Origin of the sequence: Desulfatibacillum alkenivorans DSM 16219 (assembly GCF_900142135.1) — a bacterium.
Classification (GTDB): domain Bacteria; phylum Desulfobacterota; class Desulfobacteria; order Desulfobacterales; family Desulfatibacillaceae; genus Desulfatibacillum; species Desulfatibacillum alkenivorans.
Window position 1 is genome coordinate 1 of record NZ_FQZU01000004.1, and the last position, 24408, is coordinate 24408.

Sequence of the window (24408 nt, forward strand, 5' to 3'; positions counted from 1 at the left end):
ACAGCAAGATCCGCTGCCATCTCCTGACCTGCCTTTTGGCGCTCACCTGCCTGCGGCTTTTGGAAATCAAGGTGAAAGGGAAGTACAGCGGCGGAACCATCATGGAAGAAATGCAGAACCTGAACTGCGTCCTCACCTGGAATAAGGGGGAAAAGTCCCCCAAGGTGCGGATTGAAGATCCCAACCCCATCCAGGAGGAGGTCCTGAAGGCCCTGGGATACGCCATCAAAGACGGTTGGGTTCTACAGATATAGCTGAAATATCGTCCATTATATCAAATCATTAGGATGCATATAGGCCATTAACTCTGAAAGTCCTGTCCAAGACGAGAGATTCATTTTAGGAGTTAATGTTACCGCTTTTGTGCAAGCCGCCAAACAAGGACTTATGTTACAATTATGCAGGAATGAAGGCGGCTTGTTTGGATAAAAAAAAGGGAGAAAAATAATGACCGTGGCAAATGCGCAAAAATTCATAAAACGGGGGCTGACAGACAGCGAACTCAGGGCCCGCTTGAACAGGGCGGCGGATCCGGGTGAGATTCAACAAATTTTGGAGGAGGAAGACCTGGGCTTCACTCCCGGCGAGTTCGATGAAGCCTATCATCATGCCCTCACAGAGTGCCAGACAAACGACGCCGCAAACCAAATCAAGGAATTCGAAGGCTGGTGGGATCTTTTGTTCCGGACATTTTAAGTTTGGGGCGCCTTACACGCCTCAAATTCACTTTGCGTCACTATTCGATGTTCTTAGCGCCCACTTTTCCGCCCAGTCATTCAATGGCGCCAGCATAACGAACAACTCCTCTCCGTCCTGGGTCAGCCGGTAGCCTTCCTCGGTCAATTCCACGGCCCCCGCCTCCCTGAGCTCCCTCAAACGTTGATTTAAAAGCGTGGGCGACAAGCCCCCGCTGGCCTCCTGCAAGCCCCGAAACCGAAAAGGGCCGTCCCTCAGCTCCCATATGATCCTCAACGCCCAACGGCGTCCCAGCAGATCCAGCAAGGCCATGATCGGACGGCCCGACTCGGAGCTGCGCACCTTTTTTCCCGGTTTTGGAAGGGATTTTGCCATAATTTTTCACTTTTTCCTGGCGCTATTAAAAACGTAGCACTATAGTGCTATTTAATTTGTAGCACCTCAACCCAAAGGAGGCAAGAAAAATGACCCAACAACGCATAGCCATGGTAAATCCGCCCTATGAACAGGAAACAAAGGAAGAGCTGGAAAAGATAATGCCCCCGGGCATAGAGCCTTTGAAGCTGTTTAAAACCCTCGCCCAAAATCCGAGGGTGTTGAAAAAGTTTCGCCGCGGGAATCTGTTGGACAGGGGCTCCCTGGAGCGCCGCGACCGGGAAATCGTGATCCTGCGCACCTGCGCCCGATGTGGATCGGAATATGAATGGGGCGTGCACACGGCCTATTTCGCCGAACGATTCGGCATTTTCCAAGAGCAGATCGCCGCTACGGTGCATGGCGACGGCCAAAGCCCATGCTGGGGGGATAAGGATCGCCTGTTAATCCGCATGGTGGACGAGTTGCACGATTCAGCCCAAATTTCCGACGGCCTTTGGGATGGGCTCGCCGCCGCCTGGAATCCTGACCAGTTGGTGGAGTTGATTGTTCTGACGGGTTTTTACCACACGGTCTCATTTGTTACGAACGGGGCGAAAGTGGAGTTGGAGGCGTTCGCCGCCCGATTTCCCGACGAGGCATGATTAAAAAAGGCCGGACAGCCCCAAAACGGACGTCCGGCCTTTCTGCTTTGTGAACGTATTGTTACGCCTAAAGAGCAGGCTTTCCGGCGAGCGCCTGAAAGAACCGTCCCGCCGGCGACCTTACTTGAAGCTAACCCACAAGGCGTGGACAATGCCCGGCACATAAAAGAAAATGCACAGGATGATGTTTATGATCAACGGCGTTCCCACGCCGCTTTTCAAAAATACAGCCACCGGGGGAAGAAGCAAGCAAAGAATGAGCATGATAATTGTGTTGTCTTTCATCGCGTAAAAAGCCTCCTCGTGCAATATTAGCATCCTAACAAGTCCCGGATAAACTTCATGTTTGAACACTGTACAAAAAGCCGCCTGCTATTGTCCATAAAAAAGCCGCCGGAAGAGAGGCTCCGGCGGCTTTGATTTGTCAAATTTATGCGGCGGGTTAACCGATTAGCTGGATTTTGGAAGCGGAAAACTTCTTAGCGCCCCGGTCCTTAACCTCCCAGGTAGGCTTTTTTGACTTCCGGGTCTTCCAGGAGCTTTTTGGAATCCCCTTCCATGACCAGAGATCCGGTTTCAAGCACATAGGCCCTGCTGGCGAACTGGAGGGCCAGGCGGGCGTTTTGCTCCACCAACAGAATGGCGGCGCCTTCCTTGTTGATCTCCTTCAAAGCCTTGAACACGTTCTGCATGAGCAGGGGCGCCAGGCCCATGGAAGGCTCGTCCAGGAGCATGATTTTCCGGCCGCTGATGAAGGCCCTGCCGATGGCCAGCATTTGCTGCTCGCCGCCGCTCAGGGTGCCGGATTTTTGCGTATAGCGCTCTTTCAGACGGGGGAAGATGTCGAACACCCGGGAGATGTCCTTTTTCACTTCCGCCGCGTCTTTGCGCGCAAAAGCGGAAAGGTGCAGGTTCTCCTTGACCGTCAGGTTGCCGAAGATGCCGCGGCCTTCCGGCACATGGGTGATGCCAAGCTGGCTGACCACCTTGTCCGGAGGGTATTTTAGCAGGTCTTTATCCATGAAGGTCATTTTGGATCCGGGCTCCACTTTCACCATCCTGGAGATAGCCCGCAGCGTGGTGCTTTTGCCTGCGCCGTTGGCTCCGATGATGCTGACGATTTCTCCTTCGTCAATATGAAAGTCCAAACCAGTCAGCGCCGGTATCCTTCCGTAAGAAACACTCAGGTTTTCTACTTTCAGCAACATCAGTATTCAATCTCCTTGCCCAGGTACGCCTCGATCACCTGGGGGTGGTTTCGGATTTCCTCGGGCTCGCCTTCCGCGATCACTTCGCCGAAAACCAAAGCCTGGATTCTTTCGCACAATTCCATGACGAACTTCAATCGGTGCTCAATCAACAGAATGGCCATTTTATATTCCCCGTGGACCAGGCGGATGATTTCCATAATCTGGTCCAGTTCCTCGGGGTTCATGCCGGCCGTGGGCTCGTCCAGCAACAGAATCTTGGGGTCCGTGGCCAGCGCCCGGGCGATTTCCATCCTGCGTTGGGCGCCGTAAGGCAAATTGCCCACAAGCTGGTCCGCAAACTGATCCAATTTCACCAGGGCCAGCAGGTCCATGGCCTTGTTGGTCATCTGGGTTTCTTCTCTTTTCCTGCGGGCGCCGCCGAAAAAAGCCCCGAACAGGCCGTAGGTTATTTTGGAGTAACACGCCATTTTAACGTGTTCCAAAACCGTCATATGGCGCCACAGGCAAAGGTTCTGAAAGGTGCGCCCGATGCCCCTGGCCGCAATCTGGTAGGGCTGAAACCCTTCGATGCTCCAGTTGTTCAGCAAAACCTGGCCTTCCGTGGGCGTCAGGATGCCGGTCATCATGTTGAACACGGTGGTCTTGCCCGCGCCGTTGGGACCGATCAACCCCCGGATGTCCCCGGGATTCATGGTGAGATTGTAATTTTTTACCGCCTGAAGCCCTCCGAATCGAATGCTCAGGTCTTTAATTTCCAATAAAGGCATAATATCCTCGCCGGTTGCTTGGCCTTTTCAATATCAAGGCTTAATTTCTCGGCCTGACCAGTTGCTTGACGTTAAACTCCTTGAATGCAATCAGCCCCGTGGGCCTGAAAATCATGACAAGGATGAGCAGCAGAGGAATAATGATCCACTTGAACAGCTCCAGGGGGCGCAAGGCCTCGCCCAGAAGGCTGATGCTCACTGCGCCCACAATGGACCCGTGCACGGAATTGAGGCCGCCGAAATAAACCATGGCCAGAATTTCGGCCAGCCTTTGGAGCCCGAAAGAAGCCGGGTTTACGTAGCGCAGGATGTGGGCGAAAAGCCCGCCCGCCGCTCCGGCCCAAAAAGCCCCGAATAAAAATCCCACCATTTTGGTGCGCCTGGTGTTGACCGTCATGGCGTCCGCAGCGGACTCATCGTCTCGGACTGCGTTCAACGCCTTGCCCAAGGTGGACCGGACGAAATTGTTAATGACCCAGATGCACAGGACCGTCCAGCCGAAGACCATGGGAAGGCTGGCGTAGTTGGGCTGACTTCCCAAGCCTCTGGGGCCGCCGACCACTTCCAGGTTTTCGATCAGGCTTTTGACGATGAACATGAAGGCCAGGGATATGATGGCCAAATAGTCGCCCCTGGTCCTGAATGACGGTATGGCTATAACCAAGGCTCCTAAAGCGGCGGCGAAGCCTCCAAGAATAATGGCCACGGGAAAAAAGTAGACGCCCATGCTGGGGGAAAGCAACGCCTCGCCGAAAAAACGGTCGTTGGTGAACAGGACCAGGGTGAACACCGAAGCTGCATAGGCCCCAAGAGCCATGAATCCGGGATGGGAGCAGGAAAACTCCCCCATGTATCCGTTGATTACATTTAGGCTTAACGTCAGCATGACAGCCACCAGCGTGAATTTGAGCGTCATCAACCGGTATGCGCTGAGGTCCGCCCACAAATGCAGCGCCAGGTACAACAAGGCCAAATGCAAAACCACGGAAAACATGGGCGAAATCTTGTAGATCATTCCTGCAAGCCCGTTGAATACCGGGGCCAGGGCCCTTCCAACAAGAAGGATCGGAATGAAATATACGCCTACAAGAAAAGCCAGGGCGCTGGGAATCAGGCTAAAGTCCTTGAGCATGATCATGCAGCCGAACAAAACGGGGATCTTGGGAAGCCCGAGCAATTCGGAAATCTGATCCCCCAAAAAACGTTCAAACAGGACCGCCGCAATTATTCCTGCAAGCCAACCCAACATAGGGACGCAGGAAAAGTAGCTCCTGAAAGCCTTAAAATAGCCTTTTCCGCCTTTGGACGGGCCGTTGCTTTGAATTTCTGGTTGCTGGTTAGTCATTGATAACACCCTGTCCTATAATCTAAGCCTTGCACTGTGGGGTTCGCCGAAAAAGCCGTGAGGCCTGAAGGTGAGAATGAGCAAAATAATGGAGTAGGCGATAAAATCGCGCATGGTGGACGGGAATATAAGGGCCACGAAGATTTCGATGAACCCTAACAAAAAGCCCGCCAGGGTGGCGCCTAAGATGGAGCCGCGCCCTCCAAGAATTGCAGCCACAAAGGCTTTCCAGCCGAACACAATGCCCATGTACGGATCAAGCACCGGATAGGCGACCCCGAACAGGCACCCGGCCGAAGCGGCCAGCCCCGAGCCGATGGCGAAGGTCAGCGCCGCAATGACATTGGCGGGCACCCCCATCAACGGAACCACAGTGTAGTCAAAAGCCATGGCCCGCATGGCCATGCCCCACTTGGTCTTTTTTACGAACTGATCCAAGGCCAGCATCAGGACGATGGAAACCAGCACGATCATGATTTTTTTGTTCGTAATAAAGACTCCGCCCACGTCATAGGTGACGGATTGGATCAGAGAGGGAAACTTGGCCCGCTGCGCGCCCATGATGGCCAGCACGCCGGTTTCCAGTATAATGCCTATCATGAGGCCGGTGATGGCGGCCGAAGCGCGGGGGGCTTCCCTTAAAGGCCGATAGCCCACGCGTTCGATGATGATCCCCACAATGGCGTTCAGCATCATGGCGCATACAATGGTCAACAACAGGACGACCCAGCCGGGAATGGCGATGGTTCCGGCGGCGGCAAGGGCGGTCAGGGCGGTGGCGACGATGAAGCTGATGTATGCTCCCACCATGAACACGTCCCCGTGGGCGAAATTAAAAAGCATTAACACGCCGTACACCATGGAGTATCCCAAGGCGATCAGCGCGTAAAAACTCCCCCATTGCAAGGCGTTTACCAGGCTTTGAAAAAAGACGGTCATAAGATTGCTTCCTGGCTTGCGTAAGAATGCGGACCCGGCGGTTAAAACCTCCGGGCCCGCATACTGTCGGTTGGCAAGGTTCCGGCCTGGAATCAGCCGGGAATGATTTTATTACGGACAAACGGACTTATAGAACTCGAATTCCCCTTTGTCGTTAATCTTGACGATGACGGCGCACTTGATGGGATCGCCGTCTTCCGTAAAGGTCATTTTACCGGTGATGCCTTCAAAATCCTTGACCTTGGCCAAGGCGTTGCGCACTGCGGTGCGGTCCTTCTCAATGTTGCCGGTCATTTTGCCCATGGATTCGATGGCCTTTTGGACGATTCCCAAAGAGTCCCAGGTCAGCGCGGCGACGTCGTCAGGCACGTAGCCGTATTTTTTCTCGTATCTGTCGATGAAAGCCTTGGTGCTGCCAGTGGCGCCGGCGGCTGCGTAGTGAGAGCTGAAGAACAGGCCGTAGCAGTCAGGGCCGCACAGGTTGACGGTTTCGGCGGACCCCCAGGAATCGCTTCCTACGATGGGCTTCTGCCAACCCAGTTCATGAGCCTGCTGCACAATCAGAGCCACTTCGTTGTAATACTGCGGGGTGAAGATGACTTCGGCGCCGGACTGAATGATCTTGGTCAACTGGGAAGAGAAGTCGGCGTCCTTGGTGGTGAAGCTCTCAAAAGCAACCACGGAGCCGGGGCCGTGGATTTTTTCCCAGGCGATTTTAAAGAACTCGGCCAGGCCTTTGGGGTAGTCGCTGGCCACGTCATACAGCACGGCGGCTTTGGCGGCCCCGAATTCTTCGGTGATGAAATTGGCGACGACAGGACCCTGGAAAGGATCGAGAAAGCAGCCGCGGAAGACGTAAGGACGGTCTTTCGTGGAGTCGGGGTTGGTGGACCAGGGCGTGATCATGGGGGTGGCCCAGTCATTAGCCACGCCGCCGGCCGGGACGGCCTGCTTGGAGGACTGGGGGCCGACAATGGCGAGCACTTCGTCCTGGGTGATCATCTTGGTGTTGGCTTTAACCGCAGACTCGGCTTTGGCCTCGTTGTCCTCGATTACCAGTTCCACCTTGTACTTCTGGCCGCCAACTTCCAGGCCGCCGGCGGCTTCCACATCTTCCAGCCACATCTGTGCTGCGTACTTGCTTCCTTCTCCCACTTTGGGGATGTCCCCGGTTATGGGCGCGTTAATGCCAATCTTGATGGTTTTGGACTTTGCCCAGGCGCAGGGCGTCAAAGCGAGCGCAATAACCAAACAGCCGATAACAAGTGATAAAGATCTTTTCATAGGGCCCCCATAAAGGCTAAAAAAGTTAGTATTTGGGAAGAATTCAATACTGGCGCGCATTCGATCCAGTCGCAACAATGCCCTAACATAAAACCTGTTTTTTTTCACCTGAAAAAAATTACTGTTAAGCCCTATCTCAGCCAAATCTTAGCATATTCCCCCGCCCCTGAGGGAAAATCACCCCATTCCGACAGTGCAACCGATATACAGCCCGCTTACCTTTTTCAACAATCGGAACCTTAATTTCATCCGGGTCCGGTGAACAAAAATTTCAGGCCCGGCCGCCGCGAGATTTTCCGGCCAGGCTATTTCCGGCGGCAAGCCCTTCCATCCGCCTTTCACTGGCCTCCGTTAGGGCAAGTTCCGCGTTCCATCCGCCTCAAAAAACAGCCGGAACCGGAAGGGACGTCAGTCTATATTATGACGCCCCGCCGGCAAATGGATGTCAAAAGCCATAAGGCCTCCCATATTTAGCTCGGATGTGGTATTTTCCGGCCAAATAGCACTTGAAAGGTTGCGCAGTGTAGATAGTCCTGCGGACGCTCAATATTGCATATACTGCAGCTTCGGAGGCGCCAGCCTCCCTCACCTACGAACATCCGTGGAAAAAATGGAGGAGGCCTCATGGAATTGGTTCTGGCTACGGAAAAGCACGTTGCATCCTATGGGGAACAGATCCTTGATCTAATCCACAGCACTGGCCAGGCGGCCTTCGGCTACCAGTTTGTCAGCCGGGCATATTTTGACCTGATTGTAGGCGCCTCTTTGGCTTCGCCCGGAACATTGTTCGGATACGACAAGATCACCCTTGCCATGGATGGAGGTCGACTGCTTGGCATGGAGGCGGGCTTTGCAGGTCCTGAATTCCATTTGCGTAAAAAGGCAATGGCGTCCATTTTTCCTGAACTGATTGAATCAGGCGCTTTACCTGAGGATGCGGTCAGCGAGATGGGAAAGCGGGGCTATCAATGCAGCTACCTCAATCCCAGCATCCCGAAAAATGTGTATTATGTTCTGACTCTCGCCGTTGACGAGCGGAACAGGGGAAAAAAGATCGGCTCCGGCCTGCTTTGCAGTGCCATGGACAAAGCCAAGGCCGCGGGCTATCGGGGCCTGCATCTGGACGTTTTTGCGGATAATCCGGCCGTGGACTTTTACAAGTACATAGGGCTTGCGTGCTTGGTTGAAACCCTGGCGCCCGCGCCCAGCCACAACGGCGTTCCCAAAGGCTTGCGCATGGCCATGGATTTTTAGAGGAATACGCAACCGGTTCACCAAAGAACGCCGCCGAAAAGGGGGAAATCGGCGGCCTGCTTTCCCTGGGATTCTCCTATTCGTCCTCCCCGAGCGCTCATGGACCGCGTAGGGGCGCTGCTTGCCGCGCCCGCGCCGTTATTCCGGAGCGCCCATGGCCGCGTAGGGGCGAGGTCTCCCAGCCCGTCAATCCCGAGAGCCCTGGCTTTTGTAGCGACAGGCCCCCGTGTCTGTCCTTGCTTTTTGCCCGTCATTCCCGAGCGTGCTTATCGGGAATCCAGAGTCTTTGCCCTTGTTTTTTGGGGAAGTCGGCAGAGTAAAGTCATCGGTGATCGCTGCGGCGCCTAAAAAACAATTGGGTGGCCCAGGCAGAGCAGTACCCTGCCTGGGTTGCAAAGCAACAGTAGGTGCAACCAGGATGGATACTCAAATCCGGTGACTACCTGCGTCCCAGAGGGGACGCTATTCAATGGATGCTCCCAAGAACTACAAGAACATGATAGAGTTACTAACTTATTAAGGGATGTCCCCAAGAATAAACGGAGGCATACTGTGTCAAGAACCTGCCGAGCATTTGTTCGAAATCAATCTATATGCAGAACTCAGGAGATTTTGGCCATACAACATTTTTTGAATTTTTTTCCGCTGCCGCAAGGGCAGGGATCGTTGCGGCCCGCTTTCGCCCGCACGTCCCGGGCGTGCTGCTTCCTGGCTTCCCGGGCCTTGGCGGCCACGTCCACGGGGTGGGACTCCAAATGGTCGAAAAGCATGGTCCACGCCTCGCAAAGCATACTGGGGCCGTCGATCCTGTGGCGCGTGCAGTCGCCCTGGCAAAGGGCGGAGTACCGGCATGCGCGGCATTTCCCGGGCCACTCCGCCTTGGCGGCTGCGAACTTTTTTCGCAGGGGCGAGTTCATGATGGCGGGCAGGTCGTCCCGGACGACATTGCCCAGCCTGTACTGTTCGTACACGTAGAAGTCGCAGGGGTAGACGTCGCCGTTATGCTCCACCACCAGGTAGGAATCGCAATGGGGAAGCCATTGGCATGAAGCCCGGACTCCGTCCAGCATATATATAAGGATATCTTCGAACAGGCGGATGGAAATGCGGCCGAATCCGTCTTGCAGCCAGAGGTCGAACAGGCGGACGTAAAACTCCCCCAGGGCTTTTCCCGAAACCGCTCTTGGCGCGGGCGCCCCGGATTCGGGGTCCGCGTCCACGCACGGGATGAACTGAAGATACTCAAAACCCTGCTTCACAAAAAAATTATACAGTTCTTCAGGCCGGTCCACGTTGCCGGGTGTCAGGAGGGTGAGGATGTTGAATTCCGCCCCATGGCGGGAAAGGGTTTGGGCGGTTTGCATCACCCTGGACAAGGTCCTGCGCCCTTGGTGGTCAATCCGGTTTTTATCGTGGATTTCCTTGGGGCCGTCCAGGCTCAGGCCTGTCAGGATGTTATTTTCCGCCAGAAATTTCGCCCATTTGTCGTCAATGAGAATTCCGTTGGTCTGGATGGAATTTTCCACAACCTGGCCGGGAGCGGCGGCCTTTTTCTGCAATCTGACTACGTTCCGGAAAAAATCCAGGCCCATGAGCGTGGGCTCCCCGCCCTGCCAGCAGAACCCGTTCATGGGATGGCCGAGGGCCAGGGTTTTTTCGATCATGGCCTGAGCGGTTTCCAGATCCATCATGGTTTGGGAGGCAGGATAGACCTCCTCAGCCCTTTTGTAAAAGCAATAGACGCAATCCAGGTTGCAGCGATAGGACGCTGGTTTGATCAACAAGTTCATGGCAGAGAAGGGTTTCCTTTTTTAAAACAACGCCCGGTATCCACTTTGGTAAATGTAGAACCAGCTCTGGCCCAAGTTCCAGAACATAACCACATACAGAAGCGCCAAGCCGGCCAGGGCGGTCAGGACCGGCCCCATCAGCCCAGGCCCGCCTTCTTTTTTTTCCTTTTTGCGGAAATAGGCTTCCCATGCGCCCATTTCGGAAATCCCGGCGAGGACGGCGGCGATGAACACGGAATTCAGGCCGTAATACAAAGATTCGCCTATGGTGAAGAATTCCGTGACGCGGTACACCTCCCAGGCGTCCCAGATCAATAGGGTCAGAAAAGAAACAAGAACCAGCAAAGGGCCGGAAGCCCCGCGTTTTCTTCCTATAGGATAGACTATGGCCGGCGCCAGGGCAAGGACTGCGAACAAGAGGACGCCCGCCACGAAGGTCACGGGCTTGTGCATGCCCGGGGCGAATTCGTACCAGGCGATATTATACATGATTTTGCAGGCCGCCATGAAGCCGCAAGCCCAGAGAAAGGCTATCCAGGCGAATTTAAAACCGTTTCCGTTTTCTTGGGCGTTGCTCATAGCCTACCCTCCTTTGCAAGAGCGGCGATCATTTGCTGGTAGCGGGAAATGTCCGCGGCGTCCAACTGGTCGTAGAGGTTATGTTTTTCCTTGGGATCGGCTTTCAGGTCGTAATACTCGGGCTTTCTGCTGCTGTCATATTCGATGTAGATGTTGTTTTGCGTCCGAATCGCCTGAATCGCCGGAACGTTGTACGGGTAGTCCTTAAAATATTCGTAGAGCCAAGCCTCCCTGCCGGGCGTCCGGCCGTTTTTCAGGATGGGCGCCAGGCTTTGGCCCTCCATGCCCGCGTGAGGCTCAATTCCAGCCAGATCGAACAAGGTGGGGGCCAGGTCGATGTTCAAAGCCATTTGGTTGGCCTTTCTGCCCGGATCGGGAACGACTCCGGGAGCGCGAATCATAAAAGGCACCCGGATGGATTCCTCGTACGCCCATCTTTTGTCAATCTTGCGGTGCTCCCCCCAAAAATAGCCGTTGTCCCCGGCGTAGACCACAATGGTATTGTCCGCCAGGCCTTTGTCGTCCAAGAGCTTAAGCAGCCGCCCCACCTGCCTGTCCACGGAGGTGACCACCCGGCAGTAATTCCGGTAATGATACTGCAAGGTTCCGGTGGTCCCGCAGAATACGGCCCCGTTGGTCATGGTTACCCAGGTGTCCGCCTCCTCGGCCAGCGGAAGCTCTTCGTCGCTGTACAGGTCTTTCAGGTCCGTGGGCGGCTTCCAGTCGTGATGGGCGGCTTTCAAGGATAGATACAGGCAAAAGGGATTGTCGCTATCCCTGTCTATGAAGTTGATGGCCCGGTCGGTCAATTCTTCGGTGATGTAACGCTTGTTGGGCATGGCGTCCTCGCCGTTGACGATGAGCGGGCAGTCCCAATACTGGCCCTGGCCGCCCCGGACCGTAAAGGTCACGAACTCGTCCACGCCCCGCAGCTTGGGCAATTCGCCCGGCATATGCCACTTGCCTAAAAAGGCGGTGTCGTAGCCCGCTTGCTTGAAGCGCTCCAAAAAGGTGACGTTGTCGTTGTTCCAGGGCGTCAGATTGTTTTGCACCCCGTGGGTGTGGGCGTACTGGCCGGTTAAAAAACTGGCCCGGCTGGGGCTGCACAACGAGGAGGTTACAAAGGAGTTGTTGAAGTAAACCCCCTGGGTCGCCAGACGGTCGAGATTGGGCGTCTGTATGAACGGATGCCCGGCGCAGCCCATGTGATCGTAACGATGGTCGTCCGTCAGGATGAATAGGACGTTGGGCTTCTTTCCGTTGGTTGGAGCGCTGAACAGGCTCCTGGGAAAGCCGCCCGCGGCCCCGGCAACGGACGCAGCCGCCATTAGCCTGAGCGCGCCGCGTCTGGAAATGTTTTTTTCCGCCATATCTCCCCTCCTTTAAGCATTGGACAAAGTGCGCAGAAATAGTGCTATGCGGTTTATCAACGGCGCTTATCGCCGGATATCAAGACTACGTGGTGAATGGAGTTGTTAAAATTAGGAAATGTCAGGCCGCAAAAATGATTGAATGGCATTTTAGCCTTTTTTCAAAAATATTGAAAGGGCGTTTGTGGAGAATCAGGAATAATTGAACATGCACCCGCGCGATTTAAATCAAAGATGGTCGCAACTCCCCCCTAAGGCTAGCCGCGGCATGCAATCGGGGTTAGCGGGATAATATGCGCGGCCGGGGAGTTTATGAATTTGCCGAGGTTTTACGGCCGGAAATTCTCATTCGAAGCCGTTTTTCTGTCGTTGCGAGGTCCCCGCGCTCCATTGCAGTGCAGCGGCCCTGCATTGACATGCGTTGGACAGGCTGTTCGCTCATGCCATGGTTTGGGGATTTTGTTAACGCATCGGTTTGCACTACCTGTGCTATCGCCCCCCGGCAGGATACTGCTATGCCGGGGCTGCCCATCCTCGGCGGCCCTTATTGCGCTGGCGCGTTTTGGAAGCAAAGAACGCTGCCACGGCTGGCCTATTCAGGATTTTCCTGCGCCCTTGACAGGCATTAATTTACAGAAAAAAGCGCCGGTCCCTTGCTGTAACGAGCCCGGCGCCTTGAAATTCCGTCTTTTGCCGGCTTGTTTAGAACTTCATGCCGGGCAGGTTGAGGGAGGCGGTGTTGCCGCCGTCCACGGCCAGGTGTTGGCCGGTCACGTAGCTGGACTCGTCGCTGGCCAGGAACAGGATGGCGAAGGCGATTTCGTGCGGGAGGCCGTAGCGTTTCATTTCGCAGCGGCTGCCCAGCTTGGCTTCCTTACCCGTATCCCGGGCGTAGTCAAAGACCATTTTGGTCATGCCGGTTTCGATGAGGCCGGGGCAGACCGCGTTGACGCGCACGTTGAACGAGCCCAGGTCGCAGGCCGCGGTTTTGGTGAAGTTGATGAGGGCGGCCTTGCTGGCGCTGTATGCATTGGAGCCTGCGCCCGCCCGGATGCCGGCCACGGAGGCGGTGTTCACGATGGATCCGCAGCCCTTTTCCTTCATGTGGGGGGCGGCGTATTTGGTCAACAGCACGGGGCCGATCAGATTGACGGCCAGGACCTTTTTCCAGTTTTCCTGATCTTCGGAGTTCATGTCCGTAAAATCGCCGGTGATGCCCGCGTTATTGCAAAGGACGTCTATCTGGCCGTAGGTTTCCAGCGCCAGGTCCACCAGGGCCTTCACCTGTTCTTCGTCGGACACGTCCGTGGTTTTGTATACCACCTTGGCGCCTTTTTCCTCAGCCTTGGCGGCGACGGCCGCAAGCGCCTCCTCCACTACGTCGGCCAGGACCAGGGATGCTCCGTGCTCGGCGAATAGCGTGGCTGTGGCGGCTCCAATTCCGCTGGCTGCTCCGGTGATAATGGCGGTTTTTCCTTGCAAACGGGGTCCGGTGCTCATGACGACTCCTCCTTGAACAAAATTTGTTTGTTATAATATCAGAATATCATCGGTTTAAGACAGGTTCAAGCTCCGGGGCGAATTTATCCGTCCCGCATCTGGGGAGCGGCCTGTAAAAACCTGGCTTTGGCCGCGCAAAATTTGCTGCAAAATCGATAACCAGGGCGCGCAGCCAAGGCTTGACGATGCCGGCTCAATGGCCTATCATACACGAATTGGCACATTCGTGAAAAATAAAAATCGGAGAAAACCCATGCCCCAAGCTCAAGTTAACGGAATTACCTTGTATTACGAAACCCACGGCGACCCGAAAAATCCGCCTCTCGTCCTGATTATGGGCCTAGCGAGCCAACTGGTCCGGTGGCCGCTGGAGTTTTGCGAGCTGCTTACGGCTCAGGGGCTGTACGTAATCCGGTTTGACAATCGCGACATTGGCCTTTCCACCCAATGCGACGAGACAGGAGCTGAGGAAATCGCCGCCATCACCAAGAAGTTTCTTTCCGGCGAGCCTGCGGAGCTGCCTTATTCCATTTCCGACATGGCCAGCGACGCGGTCGGGCTCATGGATCATCTGGGCTTGGCCAAGGCTCACATTTGCGGCCTTTCCATGGGCGGGATGATCGCCCAGGCCGCGGCCATTGAGCACCCGGGCAGGGTTTTGTCCCTGACCTCCATGCATTCGTCTCCGTCCAATCCCCAGGATCCGTCCTTGCCACGCACCACGCCTGAGGCCACGGAACGGCTGCTGGCCCAGCCCCCGGAGGAACGGGAGGGGTACATCAGGCATACGGTGGACTCTTTTCGGATTTTTGCGTCAAACAGCCCCGTCTACGACCCGGAATGCGAAGCTCAAATGGCGGCGGATCAATTTGACCGGGGCCTCCATCCGATGGGCGTCTCCCGGCAATTTCTGGCCGCCACTTTTTCCAGGGGACGCCTGGAGAAATTGCGCGGGCTTAAGGTTCCGGCCCTGGTCATCCATGGAGACGCAGACGCGCTCATCCCGCCCGAGCATGGCAAGGTTACGGCCGAAGCCATTCCCGGCGCGCGCCTGATCATGATGAAAGGCGTGGGGCACGGCATGGCCTTTCCGTCCACCTGGGAGGAAACGGCTCGGGAAATTGCAGCCCTTGTGAAGTCCGTTTAGGAAAAATCCCAAATTTGCTGGCATTCGGCCTTGGATAAATTGCAGGCGGCGGCACGATACGTGCATAAGTGAGGCGTGCACGCCGGATTGCATCCATCGATTGGCGTTCCACCCAAATTAATATTTTCGAATAATCCGGCATGCTTTTGTTTAATCCTTTAAACGGGAAGCGTCATGCCGGGTTATATCGGACAATATCAGATTCTGGAAAAAATCGGGGCCGGAGGCATGGCCACGGTGTATAAGGGTCTCCAGCCCTCCCTGGACCGCCTGGTGGCCATCAAGATACTTGCGCGCCAGCTTTCAGGCCGGGAAAGCATGATCAAGCGGTTCAACCGCGAATCCACCATCGTGGCCCGCCTGGCTCATCCCAACATCATCCACATTATAGACCGGGGAACCACGGCGGACGGCCTGTCCTATTTTGTCATGGATTTCGTCCAGGGCACGGACCTGCAAAAGGAGATCAAAAAGGGCTCGTACACCCTGACTGAGAAGATGGAGATTATGGTCCAGGTGTGCAAGGCCCTGGACTACGCGCACAAAAACGGCGTGGTGCACCGGGACATCAAACCGGCCAACATTCTTATAGATGGGCAGGGGCACGCCATGGTGGCGGATTTCGGCATCGCCCAGCTTGTGGACGAACACATGACCGGCGCGACCCTCACCCGGGAAGGCATGGTGCTCGGCACCCTGGCCTACATGTCGCCCGAGCAGTCGGCCAGCGCCAAGAATCTCACCCCGGCCAGCGACATATACTCCTTGGGCGTGGTTATGTACGAGTTGTTCACCGGAGCCCGGCCCACGGGATATTTCAAAGCCCCCATGGAGCATGATCCCAACATCCCGCGAGCCTTGGATGAAATCATCCTCCAATGCCTCTCTCCCGAGCCGGAGGACCGGGTGAAGTCCGCCGACGCCATCAAGGAAGTCCTGTTGAACGAACTCAAGGGCGCCCACCTCGGCGGCGACGCCAAGGTCCAGGCTCAGGGCATTGGGGGCGATGACGACAGCTTGGTGCTGCTGGACATCATCAAGGAGCACAAATTCGGGGCGGTGTATTTGTTCCGCCGCAAGCAGAGCGGCAAGCTCATGGTGGTAAAGAAGTACACCGCGTCCGTGGGCGGCTTGCCCGAAGCCCAGGCATTTCTCAAGCTCAAGCACAAGAACATCGTGAACGTGGCCGGCGCCTCGGGAAACAACGAAATTTACATCGCGGCCATGGAATACATCCGGGGCGGCAGCCTGGAGGAGCGCATGGCCAGGCCCTACGAATGGCGGGATGCTCTGGCCGTTGTCCGGCAAATTTGCGAAGGCCTGGCCTTTGCTTACAGCCATAAGGTCTTGCACGGGAACCTGCGGCCTTCCAACATCATGATATCCAACAAAGGGGTGGTTAAACTCACGGATTTCGGGCTGAAAGAGCATTACGGCAAGGAATCCTCCAACGAGAACTGGTACAATCCCTTTAAAGAGCCCAAGTCCCATCTGACGGATATTTATTCCACAGGCGCCATTCTGCATAAAATGATCACCGGCATTTTGCCCATCTGGCGGCAGGGGCAGTTGATCATCCCCCATTCCCTGGACTCAACTCCCAGAGAGGTGCGCGATCTGGTTAGAAGAATGCTCTCCAGGAAAGCCGAAGAAAATTTCAGGAGCGCCGGCCAGGTTATTAACGCCATAGACGGGATTCTGGCCGCCGATGAAAAAACCCGCTTGCAGGAGCAGGAGGCGGCCGCATCCAAGCCGGCCCCTTCTCCGGCGCCCAAGCGGAAAACCCAAACGAAACGGCAGATAATGAGGCTGCTTTTGTTTCTGCTTTTTGTGGAGGCCTTGATTTATTATCTGTTTTCCACGGGCCAGGCTTCACGGATCATGTCCTTTTGGATGGATCTGATCCAAAAAATTCCGATTTAGCGGCCTGAAAAACTCCCAATTGGCGCGGTATTTGCTCTATACAATGTCGACGCGCCGCTCCTAAACAAATGGAACGACCCCGCGCCATATTAGGGGCTGGAGATTGATCCTGACGTCCGTGCGTTGACGGAAGATGACAAGTTTTTGACTCTGGGAAGGAAAATGCAGAGATGAAGATAGAGTGCTCAAGTTGCCATAAAAAATATAATATTCCTGATGAGAAGCTCCCCAAGGATAAATCCATTAGCTTAAAGTGTCCGGCCTGCCAAAATCTCATAACCATCAATCCTCCGGCGCAGGCGCCGCCCATAAACACGCTGCCGGAAGGGGAAGCCCTGAAAAAGGCCATTGTCAAAGGGGTTAAGGATCTGCCGCCCATGCCCCAGGTTATCCACAAAGCCCGGAAAGTCATGGCCGACCCCAATTCCAGCTTTCAGGATTTGGCCATTGTCCTGGTGACGGACCAGGCCATCGCCGCCAAGGTGCTTAAAATCGCCAATTCGCCGTTTTACGGGCTTTCCGGCACGGTTTCCACCATTCAGCAGGCTTCAGTGGTTTTGGGGCAAAAGACTCTGAACGAAATTCTGACCATGGCTTCCGCCTCCCAGCTTTTGGACAAGCCCATGCCGGGATACGGCATGGACCCCGGCGAATTTTGGAGGCACTCCCTGCTGGTGGCCTTTGGCGCCCGCATCATTACAGGCCGCGCCAAGCCCCATTTGGCCGAGGACGCTTTCGCCGCCGGCCTGACCCATGACGCAGGCAAGATGGCCCTGGAACCCTATGTTGCGGAGCGCAAGGAAATGTTTCGGCGTTTGGCAGCCAGAGGCATGAGCTTTTTGGAGGCGGAAAAGACCATTTTGGGATTCGACCATTGCGAAATCGCCGGCGAAGTTTGCAAGTCATGGAAAATGCCGGAAAATATAACCACAGCCATCCGATTTCACCATTATCCGTCCAAGTCGGACGGCGATTTCCTGTCCTACGCCCTGCATATCGCCGACACCTTGGCTCTGAATTGCAGCCTGGATTTTTCCTTTGACGAAGTGGAAACCTCGTTCGAGGACGGCGCTTTGGAATTTCTGGATCTCACCCAGGAGGAAGCCCTGAAAATTGAGGCTCTTATGCTGGAATCCGTCCAGAAAACCACCGAAACCATTCAAGCTGAATAACCGCAATGGGGGCCGTCCAATGGGACCGGCCTCCTTTCCCGCCCTCTGCCTTTTTACATGCCCCTGGCTTTGATCTTCTGGTTGTGCTATTTTTTCCTATCCTTTACGTTAGTTGCGCCTTGCTTCAAATAATCGGGGCGAGAACGGATTTTTAGAGGGGACATGAACTTATCTCTGCAAAGCGTAAATATACTATGCATGACGATTGAGACAAGTATCGTGTCCCCCCGCATTCCTGGACAATCGGGATGAATACGGACAGGCGGCCATGAAAATCTGCTACATCGGAAATCCGAACGACGCGCATGCCTGGCGCTGGGCGAGAAACCTGGCCGCCTGGGGATATGACGTCCACTTTGTGGGCTGCGAAAAACGCGGCGTGGAAATTCCTCCGGGCGTGGCGTTTTATGACCTGGCCGGGCGCTTCAACCTGCCTAAAATCCGGTTCGCAGCCTACGGCGCGGCGTTATTCGCCTTGGTGAGAAAATTGAAGCCCGACGTGCTCCACGCCCACACGGCCTTTGGAGCGGGCTGGCCCACGCCCATGGCGCTTTGGCGGCCCACGGCTCTTTCCGTGCACGGATCGGATTTATTTTTGCTGGAGCAGACCTCCGTATTTCATCAGACGCTCACAAAAGCGGCCCTTAACCGGGCGGACAAAATCCTTTGCGTTTGCGACGAGCTAAAAAACAAGGCCCTGGAGCTTGGCGTGCCCGAGTCCAAGCTGGAGGTCATTTATCTGGGGGTGGACACGGACGCGTTCCGGCCGGATGAGCCTGACGAATCCTTTAGGCGAAAACTGGACCTGGGGGAGGGGCCGGTTTTTTACCTGTGCCGCATGTTGGAGCCTTTGTATCATCCCATGACTGCGGCCCAGGCCTTTGGCGAGGTCCATAAAAAAAATCCAAACGCGCGTCTGCTCGTCCCCTTGACTCGAGCCAGGAAAGACCTGCTGGCCGAGTTCAAGGACTGCCTGGCCGAGAGCGGAGCGCTTGAAGCCGTTCGTTTTTTGGACAACGTGGAGGACGACCGGCAAATGGCCAACCGGTATCAAATTTCCCTGGCGTCCATATCCCTGGCTGGATCGGACAGCGTGTCCCAGTCGGTCCGGGAATCCATGGCCTGTGCAACGCCCGTTATTGCGGGGGACATCCCGGCCATGCGCGCTTCGGTGAAGGACGGCCATGACAGCCTGTTGGTCCCCATGAACGATCCCGGCGCCCTGGCCGAGGCCATGCTGAGATTGGCGGAGGACAAAACCCTGCACCAAAAGTTGAGCCACAACGCCCTGACGTTCGTACAGGAGAACTGCTCCATGGAAGTGCAAAAAAAACGGCTGGAACTTTTTTATAATGAATTAGCGGCGAAAAAGGCGGCCAAATGAAGCATGCAGTCCATCTGACATCCGTAAATACGCCCTTTGACACAAGAATCTTCATGAAGGAATGCCGGTCCCTGGCTCGGGCGGGATACAAAGTGTCCCTGGTCGCCCAGGCGGAAAAGGGCGGGGTGCATGACGGCGTGACTATCGTTCCCGTCCAGCCCTGCCCAAATCGCAAAGAGCGCCTAACCCGCGTGGTCCCGGACGTTTTTAAAACCGCGCTCAGCCTGAACGCGGACCTGTATCATTTTCACAACATCGAGCTGCTGCCCGTGGGGATTCTGCTGAGAGTGTTCACCCGGGCCAAGGTGGTGTACGACGCTCACGAAAATCACCCGGACAAAGTGGCGGGCAAGGCTTATATTCCGGCGCCCATTCGCAAGCTCACGGCCAGGTCCGTGGGCGCCCTGGAGCAAATCACGGTTTTTTGCATCGACGCCATCGTCACAAGCATCGGCTCCCGTCTGGCGGCCCGCTTTCCGGCGGACAAAACCGTGATCCTGGAAAACTTCGCCCTGGAAGACATGGCCGACCTGTTCGGCAAAATTCCCCGCACCTTTGAAGGCAATACAAAAATTTTGTACACCGGAGGCCTGCGGGATCACATCGGGTCGTATCAGGTGGTGCAGGCCATGGAGCACGTTAGAACTCCCGGCGCGCACCTGACTATCATCGGCCAGGAGATCGACACCCCGGAGACCCGGGCGATAAAGCAGCTTCCCGCCTACGGAAAAAACGCCGAGTTCCTGGGCATGACGGATTTGAAAGGCGTGTACGAACACATGCACTCGGCAGCCGTGGGCTTAATGTGCCTCCAGCCCTTGTTCGGGTACGCCGACACCTCGCCCAACAAGCTCTACGAGTACATGTCCGCCGGCCTGCCCATGGTCGCCTCGGATTTTCCCTTGTGGAAAGACCTTTTGGTCAGGGATAACACCGGTCTGGCCGTGGACGCAACCGATCCCAAAGCCATTGCAAAGGCCATTGATTATCTTTTGGAAAATCCGGATGTTTGCAGAAAAATGAGCGAAAGCGGCAAACGCCTTTTCAGGGAAAAATATTCCTGGACCTCCCAGGAAGCCAAACTGCTGGATTTGTATGAACGGCTTTTGTCGGAATAAGTAGAGCCCCTCCACGGGGGTGACGAACAGCGGCGGCCCTATGAGCCTCTTTGTTTTGTTGGGTTTCGCGGCGTGATATCAGCCCTTTAATGCGTTTGATCAATACGCATTTTCTGTGAGTTCCGTATTCGTCCCCGATGCTCTACCCAACCTACGTCTCACCCTGCGCGACGTAGGTTGGGTTGAGCTTGCGAAACCCAACAAAATCAAGACTTAATGCCTCTTTGCATACTTGTTCATTCTCGCCTTAGTTTAGAAAGATCAAGCGAATAGCCGCCGTCGCCGGGAAAGTTGGTTCCAATCCCTTCGGAGAAAAGAAATCCTGTGGTCGTTTGAAAAGCATCGTCAAATTCATTCAATTTTTCGCTGACCGAAAAGATATCATAGGACAATGAATCGGCGGTTTCGTGGAACCATTCCAAAAATGGCTCCAATAATTGGGCGTCCATAAAAAAAATCCCGCCGGTATCCACATATATTGGCCCTTCGGAATTACTTTGTATGGCGGAGTAGGGGACAATATACTTACCCGGCGCAAAGTCTGGGATGGAAAAGACTGCCGGGTCATTGGCCGGATCAACGGCGGAAAGCCGGTTTGTTTTGAGCATGACAATGGTTTCTGTTTCCACTGTTATGCAGCCTTCGGCGCCTTCCTGCTTTCCGCGACGGTTTGATCGTTTTTTGAACAGAAATAGTGCAATACCCAGTACAGCGAAAATCGACGCCCCGAACATAACAAGATTTGCCATTGCTCCCTCCAGGCAGTCTATTTCAAACAAAAGGGAAAACCCGTCATCAACAGGTTTTCCCCTTTTACATCAAATATATGAAACCTGGGCGACTGATCCGCCCGGAACAGCTTTTTAGTCTTCCCCGAAGGCGTCGTCCGGGATGTCCGCGCTGGTGTAGACGTTTTGCACGTCGTCGCAGTCATCCAGGGTCTGAAGCAGACGGACCATTTGTTCGGCTTCCTTGCCGGTGACTTCCACCGTGTTCTGGGGGAGTTTGGTGACCGAGGCGTCTTCGGTTTCGATGCCGGCTGCGTCAATGGCTTCCTTGACCGCATCGTAATCATCGGGCAGGGTGATTACTTCAAATACATCGCCGGCTTCCCGCACGTCTTCTGCGCCGGCTTCCAGGGCGATTTCCATGAGGGTGTCTTCGTCCGTCACGCTTTTGTTGACGACAATGTAGCCTTTTTTATCGAACATCCAGGCCACGCAGCCGGCTTCGCCCAGGCTGCCGCCGCACTTGGAGAATATGTGGCGGATTTCCGCGGCCGCGCGGTTTTTGTTGTCGGTCAGGGATTCCACCAGAACGGCGCCGCCGCCGGGGCCGTAGCCTTCGTACTGGAATTCCTCGTAGTTCACGCCTTCCAGTTCGCCGGTGCCTTTTTTAATGGCGCGCTCCCAGTTGTCCTTGGGCATGTTTTCAGACTTGGCGGCGTTGATGGCCGTGCGAAGGCGGGGGTTTGCGTCCGGATCGCCGCCCCCCATGCGGGCGGCTATGGTGATTTCCTTGATCAGCTTGGAGAAGACCTTGCCGCGCTTGGCGTCGGCTGCGCCCTTCTTATGTTTGATGGTTGACCATTTATTATGTCCTGACATGGGATCCTCCTTTTTTGCTCCAGCCCACTACGTAGATCTCCCGGCTTTGTTTGCGGGTGCTTTCGGGCTTGAAAATTTTATGTTTGGTAAAATATTTTTTTACATCCTTTATAAACGCATCAAATCCTTCGCCCTGGAAAATCTTGCAGACAAACGAGCCTCCGGGCTTGAGGACGGTGATCGCCGTGGCCAGCGCCGATTCGCACAAGGCCGCGGACTTGAGGGCGTCCACGTTCTTGATGCCCGTGGTGTTGGGCGCCATGTCGCTCAGCACCACGTCAAAATCCCTGCCGATTTCGTCCAGGAATTCCTGGGTCAGTTCAAACGCGTCGCCCTGAATAAATTGGGCGTTCGGCTTGTCCGGTTGATCCATGGGCTTGAGATCCAGGCCGATGACCCGGCCTGAGTCGCCCACTATTTGGGAAGCGTATTTGAGCCACGACCCCGGAGCGCAGCCAAGGTCCAGGACCTTCTGGCCGGGCCGGAGGATCTTCCACCGTTTTTGCATTTCCTCCAGTTTAAACACAGAGCGGGCGGGAAAGCCGGCCTTTTGGGCTTTGTCTGTGTAATGATCCCGCCAAAGGTTTTTGCCCTTTTTCTTTGATTTCATATAAGAAAAAACTCCTTGAAAGTCAATATGCTCCGGTTTTCTACTTGGGAATTGTCACAGTTTCACCCGGCTTTCAACCAAAACCGGCTTTTTGTAAAAAATAAACCATCCAACCGGACTCTGATTGGGGCTAAAACAAGTGCTCCAAGGCCTGACTGACGGATTTTACGCCCACCACCTTCACCCCGGAGGGCGGCCGCAGGTTGCGCAGGCTGGAGGCGGGGGCCAGGCATTGCTCAAAGCCCATTTTGGCGGCTTCCTTGATGCGGGTTTCCATCTGCCCCACGCCGCGGATTTCTCCGGTCAGGCCCACCTCCCCCATGAGGACCGTATCCCGGGGCACGGGCCTGTCCAAAAAGCTGGAAGCCACGGCGCCCACCATGGCAAGGTCCACGGCCGGCTCCGTCACCCGGACTCCGCCGGCCACGTTCATGAACACGTCCTGATCCATCAAGGGCATGCCGACTTTTTTTTCCAGGACGGCCACCAAAAGCGCCACCTTGTTGGAGTCCAGGCCCAGAACGGTGCGGCGCGGGCTGGCGAAGCTGGATGTGCTGGCAAGCGCCTGGATTTCCAGCAGGATAGGGCGGGAGCCCTCCAGGCTGGCCGTGACCGCCGAACCCGAGGCGTGCTCCGGCCTTTCGGATAAAAACACGGCGCTGGGGTTGCTCACTTCCATAAGGCCGTGTTCGGCCATTTCAAAAACCCCGATTTCGTTTGTGGAGCCGAACCGGTTTTTAACGGCCCGCAACACCCGGTAAATATGATTCCGCTCCCCTTCAAAATAAAGCACCGTGTCCACCATGTGCTCCAGAAGGCGCGGCCCGGCAATGGCCCCGTCCTTGGTCACATGGCCCACAAGAAAGGTGGGGATGCCGGTTTTCTTGGCGTGCATGGCCAGTTTAAAAGTGACTTCCCGAACCTGGCTGACCGAACCCGGGGCCGAGGTCAGGTCCTGGCTGTACAAGGTCTGGACCGAGTCCAAAACCACGGCCTGGGGCTTTTCCTGATCCAACACGTCCAGAATCTGCTCCAGGACGATTTCACTGTATACAAACAGGTTGGGATTGGCCGACCCGGTGCGCTGGCTTCTCAGTTTGATCTGCCTGACGGACTCCTCGCCGGATACGTACAAAACTTTCATGCCCGCATAAGCCAGGGACTGCATGGTCTGCAGCATCAAAGTAGACTTGCCGATGCCCGGATCTCCGCCGATTAGCACCATGGACCCGGCCACAAGCCCCCCGCCCAGAACCCGGTCCAACTCCATGATGCCCGTGGCCAGGCGATCCTCCACAATCCCGTCCACGGAGTCAATGGGCACGGGCCGCGATTCCGGCCCTGACAGGTCAAAGTGGGCCTTGGCTGCCGATGATGGAGCCTTGGGCTTGCCTTCCACCATGCTGTGCCACTGGCCGCAATCCGGGCACTTGCCCATCCACTTTGGGGTGGTGTATCCACAATCCTGACAGGTGAATACTGTTTTTTGAGCTTTTTTCATGGAATAATCTCCTGGCTGAAGCGTCTCAAAGCATGCATTTGGGGTTGTTTTAACCACAACAAGGGGCTATTATTACCCCCTGAAGAAAAAATTGGGTAAAATACTCCCATTATGTGCTTGAGACCGTGCTCCGGTTCTGGTACACTTTACCGTCGTATTATTCTCCGGTCAAAAATTTTCACCGGGAGCAGT

Annotated in this window: 23 protein-coding genes and 1 pseudogene; 9 read left to right on the forward strand and 15 right to left on the reverse strand. The window is 55.3% G+C overall.

All coding sequences use genetic code 11. From position 1 onward, the window contains the following. Both BUE18_RS04765 and BUE18_RS04770 read left to right on the forward strand, forming a co-directional pair. Nucleotides 1-254, forward strand: a pseudogene (locus BUE18_RS04765) (IS1634 family transposase); the annotation flags it as partial. A 193-nt stretch (nucleotides 255-447) separates the two neighbouring features. Next, nucleotides 448-696 (forward strand): Nif11-like leader peptide family natural product precursor, encoded by a 249-nt coding sequence (locus BUE18_RS04770; RefSeq protein ID WP_073473475.1) that lies wholly within the window; start codon nucleotides 448-450, stop codon nucleotides 694-696. A gap of 27 nt (nucleotides 697-723) precedes the next feature. Here the strand turns inward: BUE18_RS04770 and BUE18_RS04775 are convergent, their stop codons facing one another. Then, nucleotides 724-1071, reverse strand: a complete 348-nt coding sequence (locus tag BUE18_RS04775; RefSeq protein ID WP_073473477.1) for a winged helix-turn-helix transcriptional regulator — start codon at nucleotides 1069-1071, stop codon at nucleotides 724-726. Nucleotides 1072-1160: 89 nt separating this feature from the next. Between BUE18_RS04775 and BUE18_RS04780 the strand changes: the two genes are divergently transcribed. Next, the gene (locus BUE18_RS04780) at nucleotides 1161-1715 is read left to right on the forward strand and encodes a carboxymuconolactone decarboxylase family protein (RefSeq protein WP_073473479.1); all 555 of its coding nucleotides are present in this window, start codon (nucleotides 1161-1163) and stop codon (nucleotides 1713-1715) included. Between the two features lie 120 nt (nucleotides 1716-1835). Here the strand turns inward: BUE18_RS04780 and BUE18_RS04785 are convergent, their stop codons facing one another. The 6 genes from BUE18_RS04785 to BUE18_RS04810 form a co-directional block, all read right to left on the reverse strand. Beyond that, the gene (locus BUE18_RS04785; protein WP_073473481.1) at nucleotides 1836-2000 is read right to left on the reverse strand and encodes a YqaE/Pmp3 family membrane protein; all 165 of its coding nucleotides are present in this window, start codon (nucleotides 1998-2000) and stop codon (nucleotides 1836-1838) included. A gap of 209 nt (nucleotides 2001-2209) precedes the next feature. Beyond that, a complete protein-coding gene (locus BUE18_RS04790) occupies nucleotides 2210-2923 on the reverse strand; it encodes an ABC transporter ATP-binding protein (RefSeq protein ID WP_073473483.1) in 714 nt (237 codons plus the stop codon). Then, on the reverse strand, nucleotides 2923-3693 hold the full coding sequence (locus BUE18_RS04795; RefSeq protein ID WP_073473485.1) for an ABC transporter ATP-binding protein: 771 nt from the start codon (nucleotides 3691-3693) through the stop codon (nucleotides 2923-2925). Before BUE18_RS04795 ends, BUE18_RS04790 begins: the two co-directional genes overlap by 1 nt. A gap of 40 nt (nucleotides 3694-3733) precedes the next feature. Further along, entirely contained in the window at nucleotides 3734-5038 is a 1305-nt protein-coding gene (locus BUE18_RS04800) for a branched-chain amino acid ABC transporter permease (RefSeq protein ID WP_073473487.1), read from the reverse strand. Between the two features lie 15 nt (nucleotides 5039-5053). Next, complete coding sequence (locus BUE18_RS04805) at nucleotides 5054-5977, reverse strand: branched-chain amino acid ABC transporter permease (protein ID WP_073473489.1); 924 nt, start codon at nucleotides 5975-5977, stop codon at nucleotides 5054-5056. Between the two features lie 111 nt (nucleotides 5978-6088). After that, nucleotides 6089-7261 (reverse strand): ABC transporter substrate-binding protein, encoded by a 1173-nt coding sequence (locus BUE18_RS04810; protein ID WP_073473491.1) that lies wholly within the window; start codon nucleotides 7259-7261, stop codon nucleotides 6089-6091. A 624-nt stretch (nucleotides 7262-7885) separates the two neighbouring features. Between BUE18_RS04810 and BUE18_RS04815 the strand changes: the two genes are divergently transcribed. Next, entirely contained in the window at nucleotides 7886-8515 is a 630-nt protein-coding gene (locus tag BUE18_RS04815; protein ID WP_073473493.1) for a GNAT family N-acetyltransferase, read from the forward strand. Nucleotides 8516-9117: 602 nt separating this feature from the next. On the opposite strand, the gene BUE18_RS04825 is transcribed toward BUE18_RS04815, so the two are convergent. The 4 genes from BUE18_RS04825 to BUE18_RS04840 all read right to left on the reverse strand — a co-directional run bounded on the left by BUE18_RS04825 (nucleotide 9118) and on the right by BUE18_RS04840 (nucleotide 13754). Next, nucleotides 9118-10305: an anaerobic sulfatase maturase gene (locus BUE18_RS04825; protein WP_073473497.1), complete on the reverse strand. Its 1188-nt coding sequence runs from the start codon at nucleotides 10303-10305 to the stop codon at nucleotides 9118-9120. A gap of 21 nt (nucleotides 10306-10326) precedes the next feature. Beyond that, nucleotides 10327-10884, reverse strand: coding sequence for a hypothetical protein (locus tag BUE18_RS04830; RefSeq protein WP_073473499.1), 558 nt, complete (start codon nucleotides 10882-10884; stop codon nucleotides 10327-10329). Next, a complete protein-coding gene (locus tag BUE18_RS04835) occupies nucleotides 10881-12254 on the reverse strand; it encodes a sulfatase-like hydrolase/transferase (protein ID WP_073473501.1) in 1374 nt (457 codons plus the stop codon). The genes BUE18_RS04830 and BUE18_RS04835 overlap by 4 nt, the downstream gene beginning before the upstream one ends. Nucleotides 12255-12956: 702 nt before the next feature. Further along, nucleotides 12957-13754, reverse strand: a complete 798-nt coding sequence (locus BUE18_RS04840) for an SDR family NAD(P)-dependent oxidoreductase (RefSeq protein WP_073473503.1) — start codon at nucleotides 13752-13754, stop codon at nucleotides 12957-12959. Between the two features lie 253 nt (nucleotides 13755-14007). Here BUE18_RS04840 and BUE18_RS04845 point away from each other — a divergent pair, with 253 nt between their 5' ends. From BUE18_RS04845 to BUE18_RS04865, 5 genes are all read left to right on the forward strand, one after another. Continuing rightward, nucleotides 14008-14901, forward strand: a complete 894-nt coding sequence (locus BUE18_RS04845; protein WP_073473505.1) for an alpha/beta fold hydrolase — start codon at nucleotides 14008-14010, stop codon at nucleotides 14899-14901. Between the two features lie 174 nt (nucleotides 14902-15075). Further along, nucleotides 15076-16824 carry a serine/threonine protein kinase gene (locus BUE18_RS04850; RefSeq protein WP_073473507.1) on the forward strand — a complete coding sequence of 583 codons (1749 nt, stop codon included), beginning with the start codon at nucleotides 15076-15078 and terminating at the stop codon, nucleotides 16822-16824. A 170-nt stretch (nucleotides 16825-16994) separates the two neighbouring features. Next, entirely contained in the window at nucleotides 16995-17996 is a 1002-nt protein-coding gene (locus BUE18_RS04855; RefSeq protein ID WP_073473509.1) for an HDOD domain-containing protein, read from the forward strand. A gap of 268 nt (nucleotides 17997-18264) precedes the next feature. Beyond that, on the forward strand, nucleotides 18265-19380 hold the full coding sequence (locus BUE18_RS04860) for a glycosyltransferase family 4 protein (protein WP_073473511.1): 1116 nt from the start codon (nucleotides 18265-18267) through the stop codon (nucleotides 19378-19380). Further along, nucleotides 19377-20498 carry a glycosyltransferase gene (locus BUE18_RS04865; RefSeq protein ID WP_073473513.1) on the forward strand — a complete coding sequence of 374 codons (1122 nt, stop codon included), beginning with the start codon at nucleotides 19377-19379 and terminating at the stop codon, nucleotides 20496-20498. The genes BUE18_RS04860 and BUE18_RS04865 overlap by 4 nt, the downstream gene beginning before the upstream one ends. 236 nt (nucleotides 20499-20734) lie before the next feature. Here BUE18_RS04865 and BUE18_RS04870 read toward each other — a convergent pair whose 3' ends face one another. From BUE18_RS04870 to radA, 4 genes are all read right to left on the reverse strand, one after another. Continuing rightward, nucleotides 20735-21247: a hypothetical protein gene (locus tag BUE18_RS04870; protein ID WP_073473515.1), complete on the reverse strand. Its 513-nt coding sequence runs from the start codon at nucleotides 21245-21247 to the stop codon at nucleotides 20735-20737. 114 nt (nucleotides 21248-21361) lie between these two features. Next, on the reverse strand, nucleotides 21362-22105 hold the full coding sequence (locus BUE18_RS04875; protein WP_073473517.1) for a YebC/PmpR family DNA-binding transcriptional regulator: 744 nt from the start codon (nucleotides 22103-22105) through the stop codon (nucleotides 21362-21364). Then, the gene (locus BUE18_RS04880; protein ID WP_073473519.1) at nucleotides 22092-22715 is read right to left on the reverse strand and encodes an RlmE family RNA methyltransferase; all 624 of its coding nucleotides are present in this window, start codon (nucleotides 22713-22715) and stop codon (nucleotides 22092-22094) included. The genes BUE18_RS04875 and BUE18_RS04880 overlap by 14 nt, the downstream gene beginning before the upstream one ends. A 130-nt stretch (nucleotides 22716-22845) precedes the next feature. Next, nucleotides 22846-24216, reverse strand: a complete 1371-nt coding sequence (gene radA / locus BUE18_RS04885) for a DNA repair protein RadA (protein ID WP_073473521.1) — start codon at nucleotides 24214-24216, stop codon at nucleotides 22846-22848. Nucleotides 24217-24408: the final 192 nt, after the last annotated feature.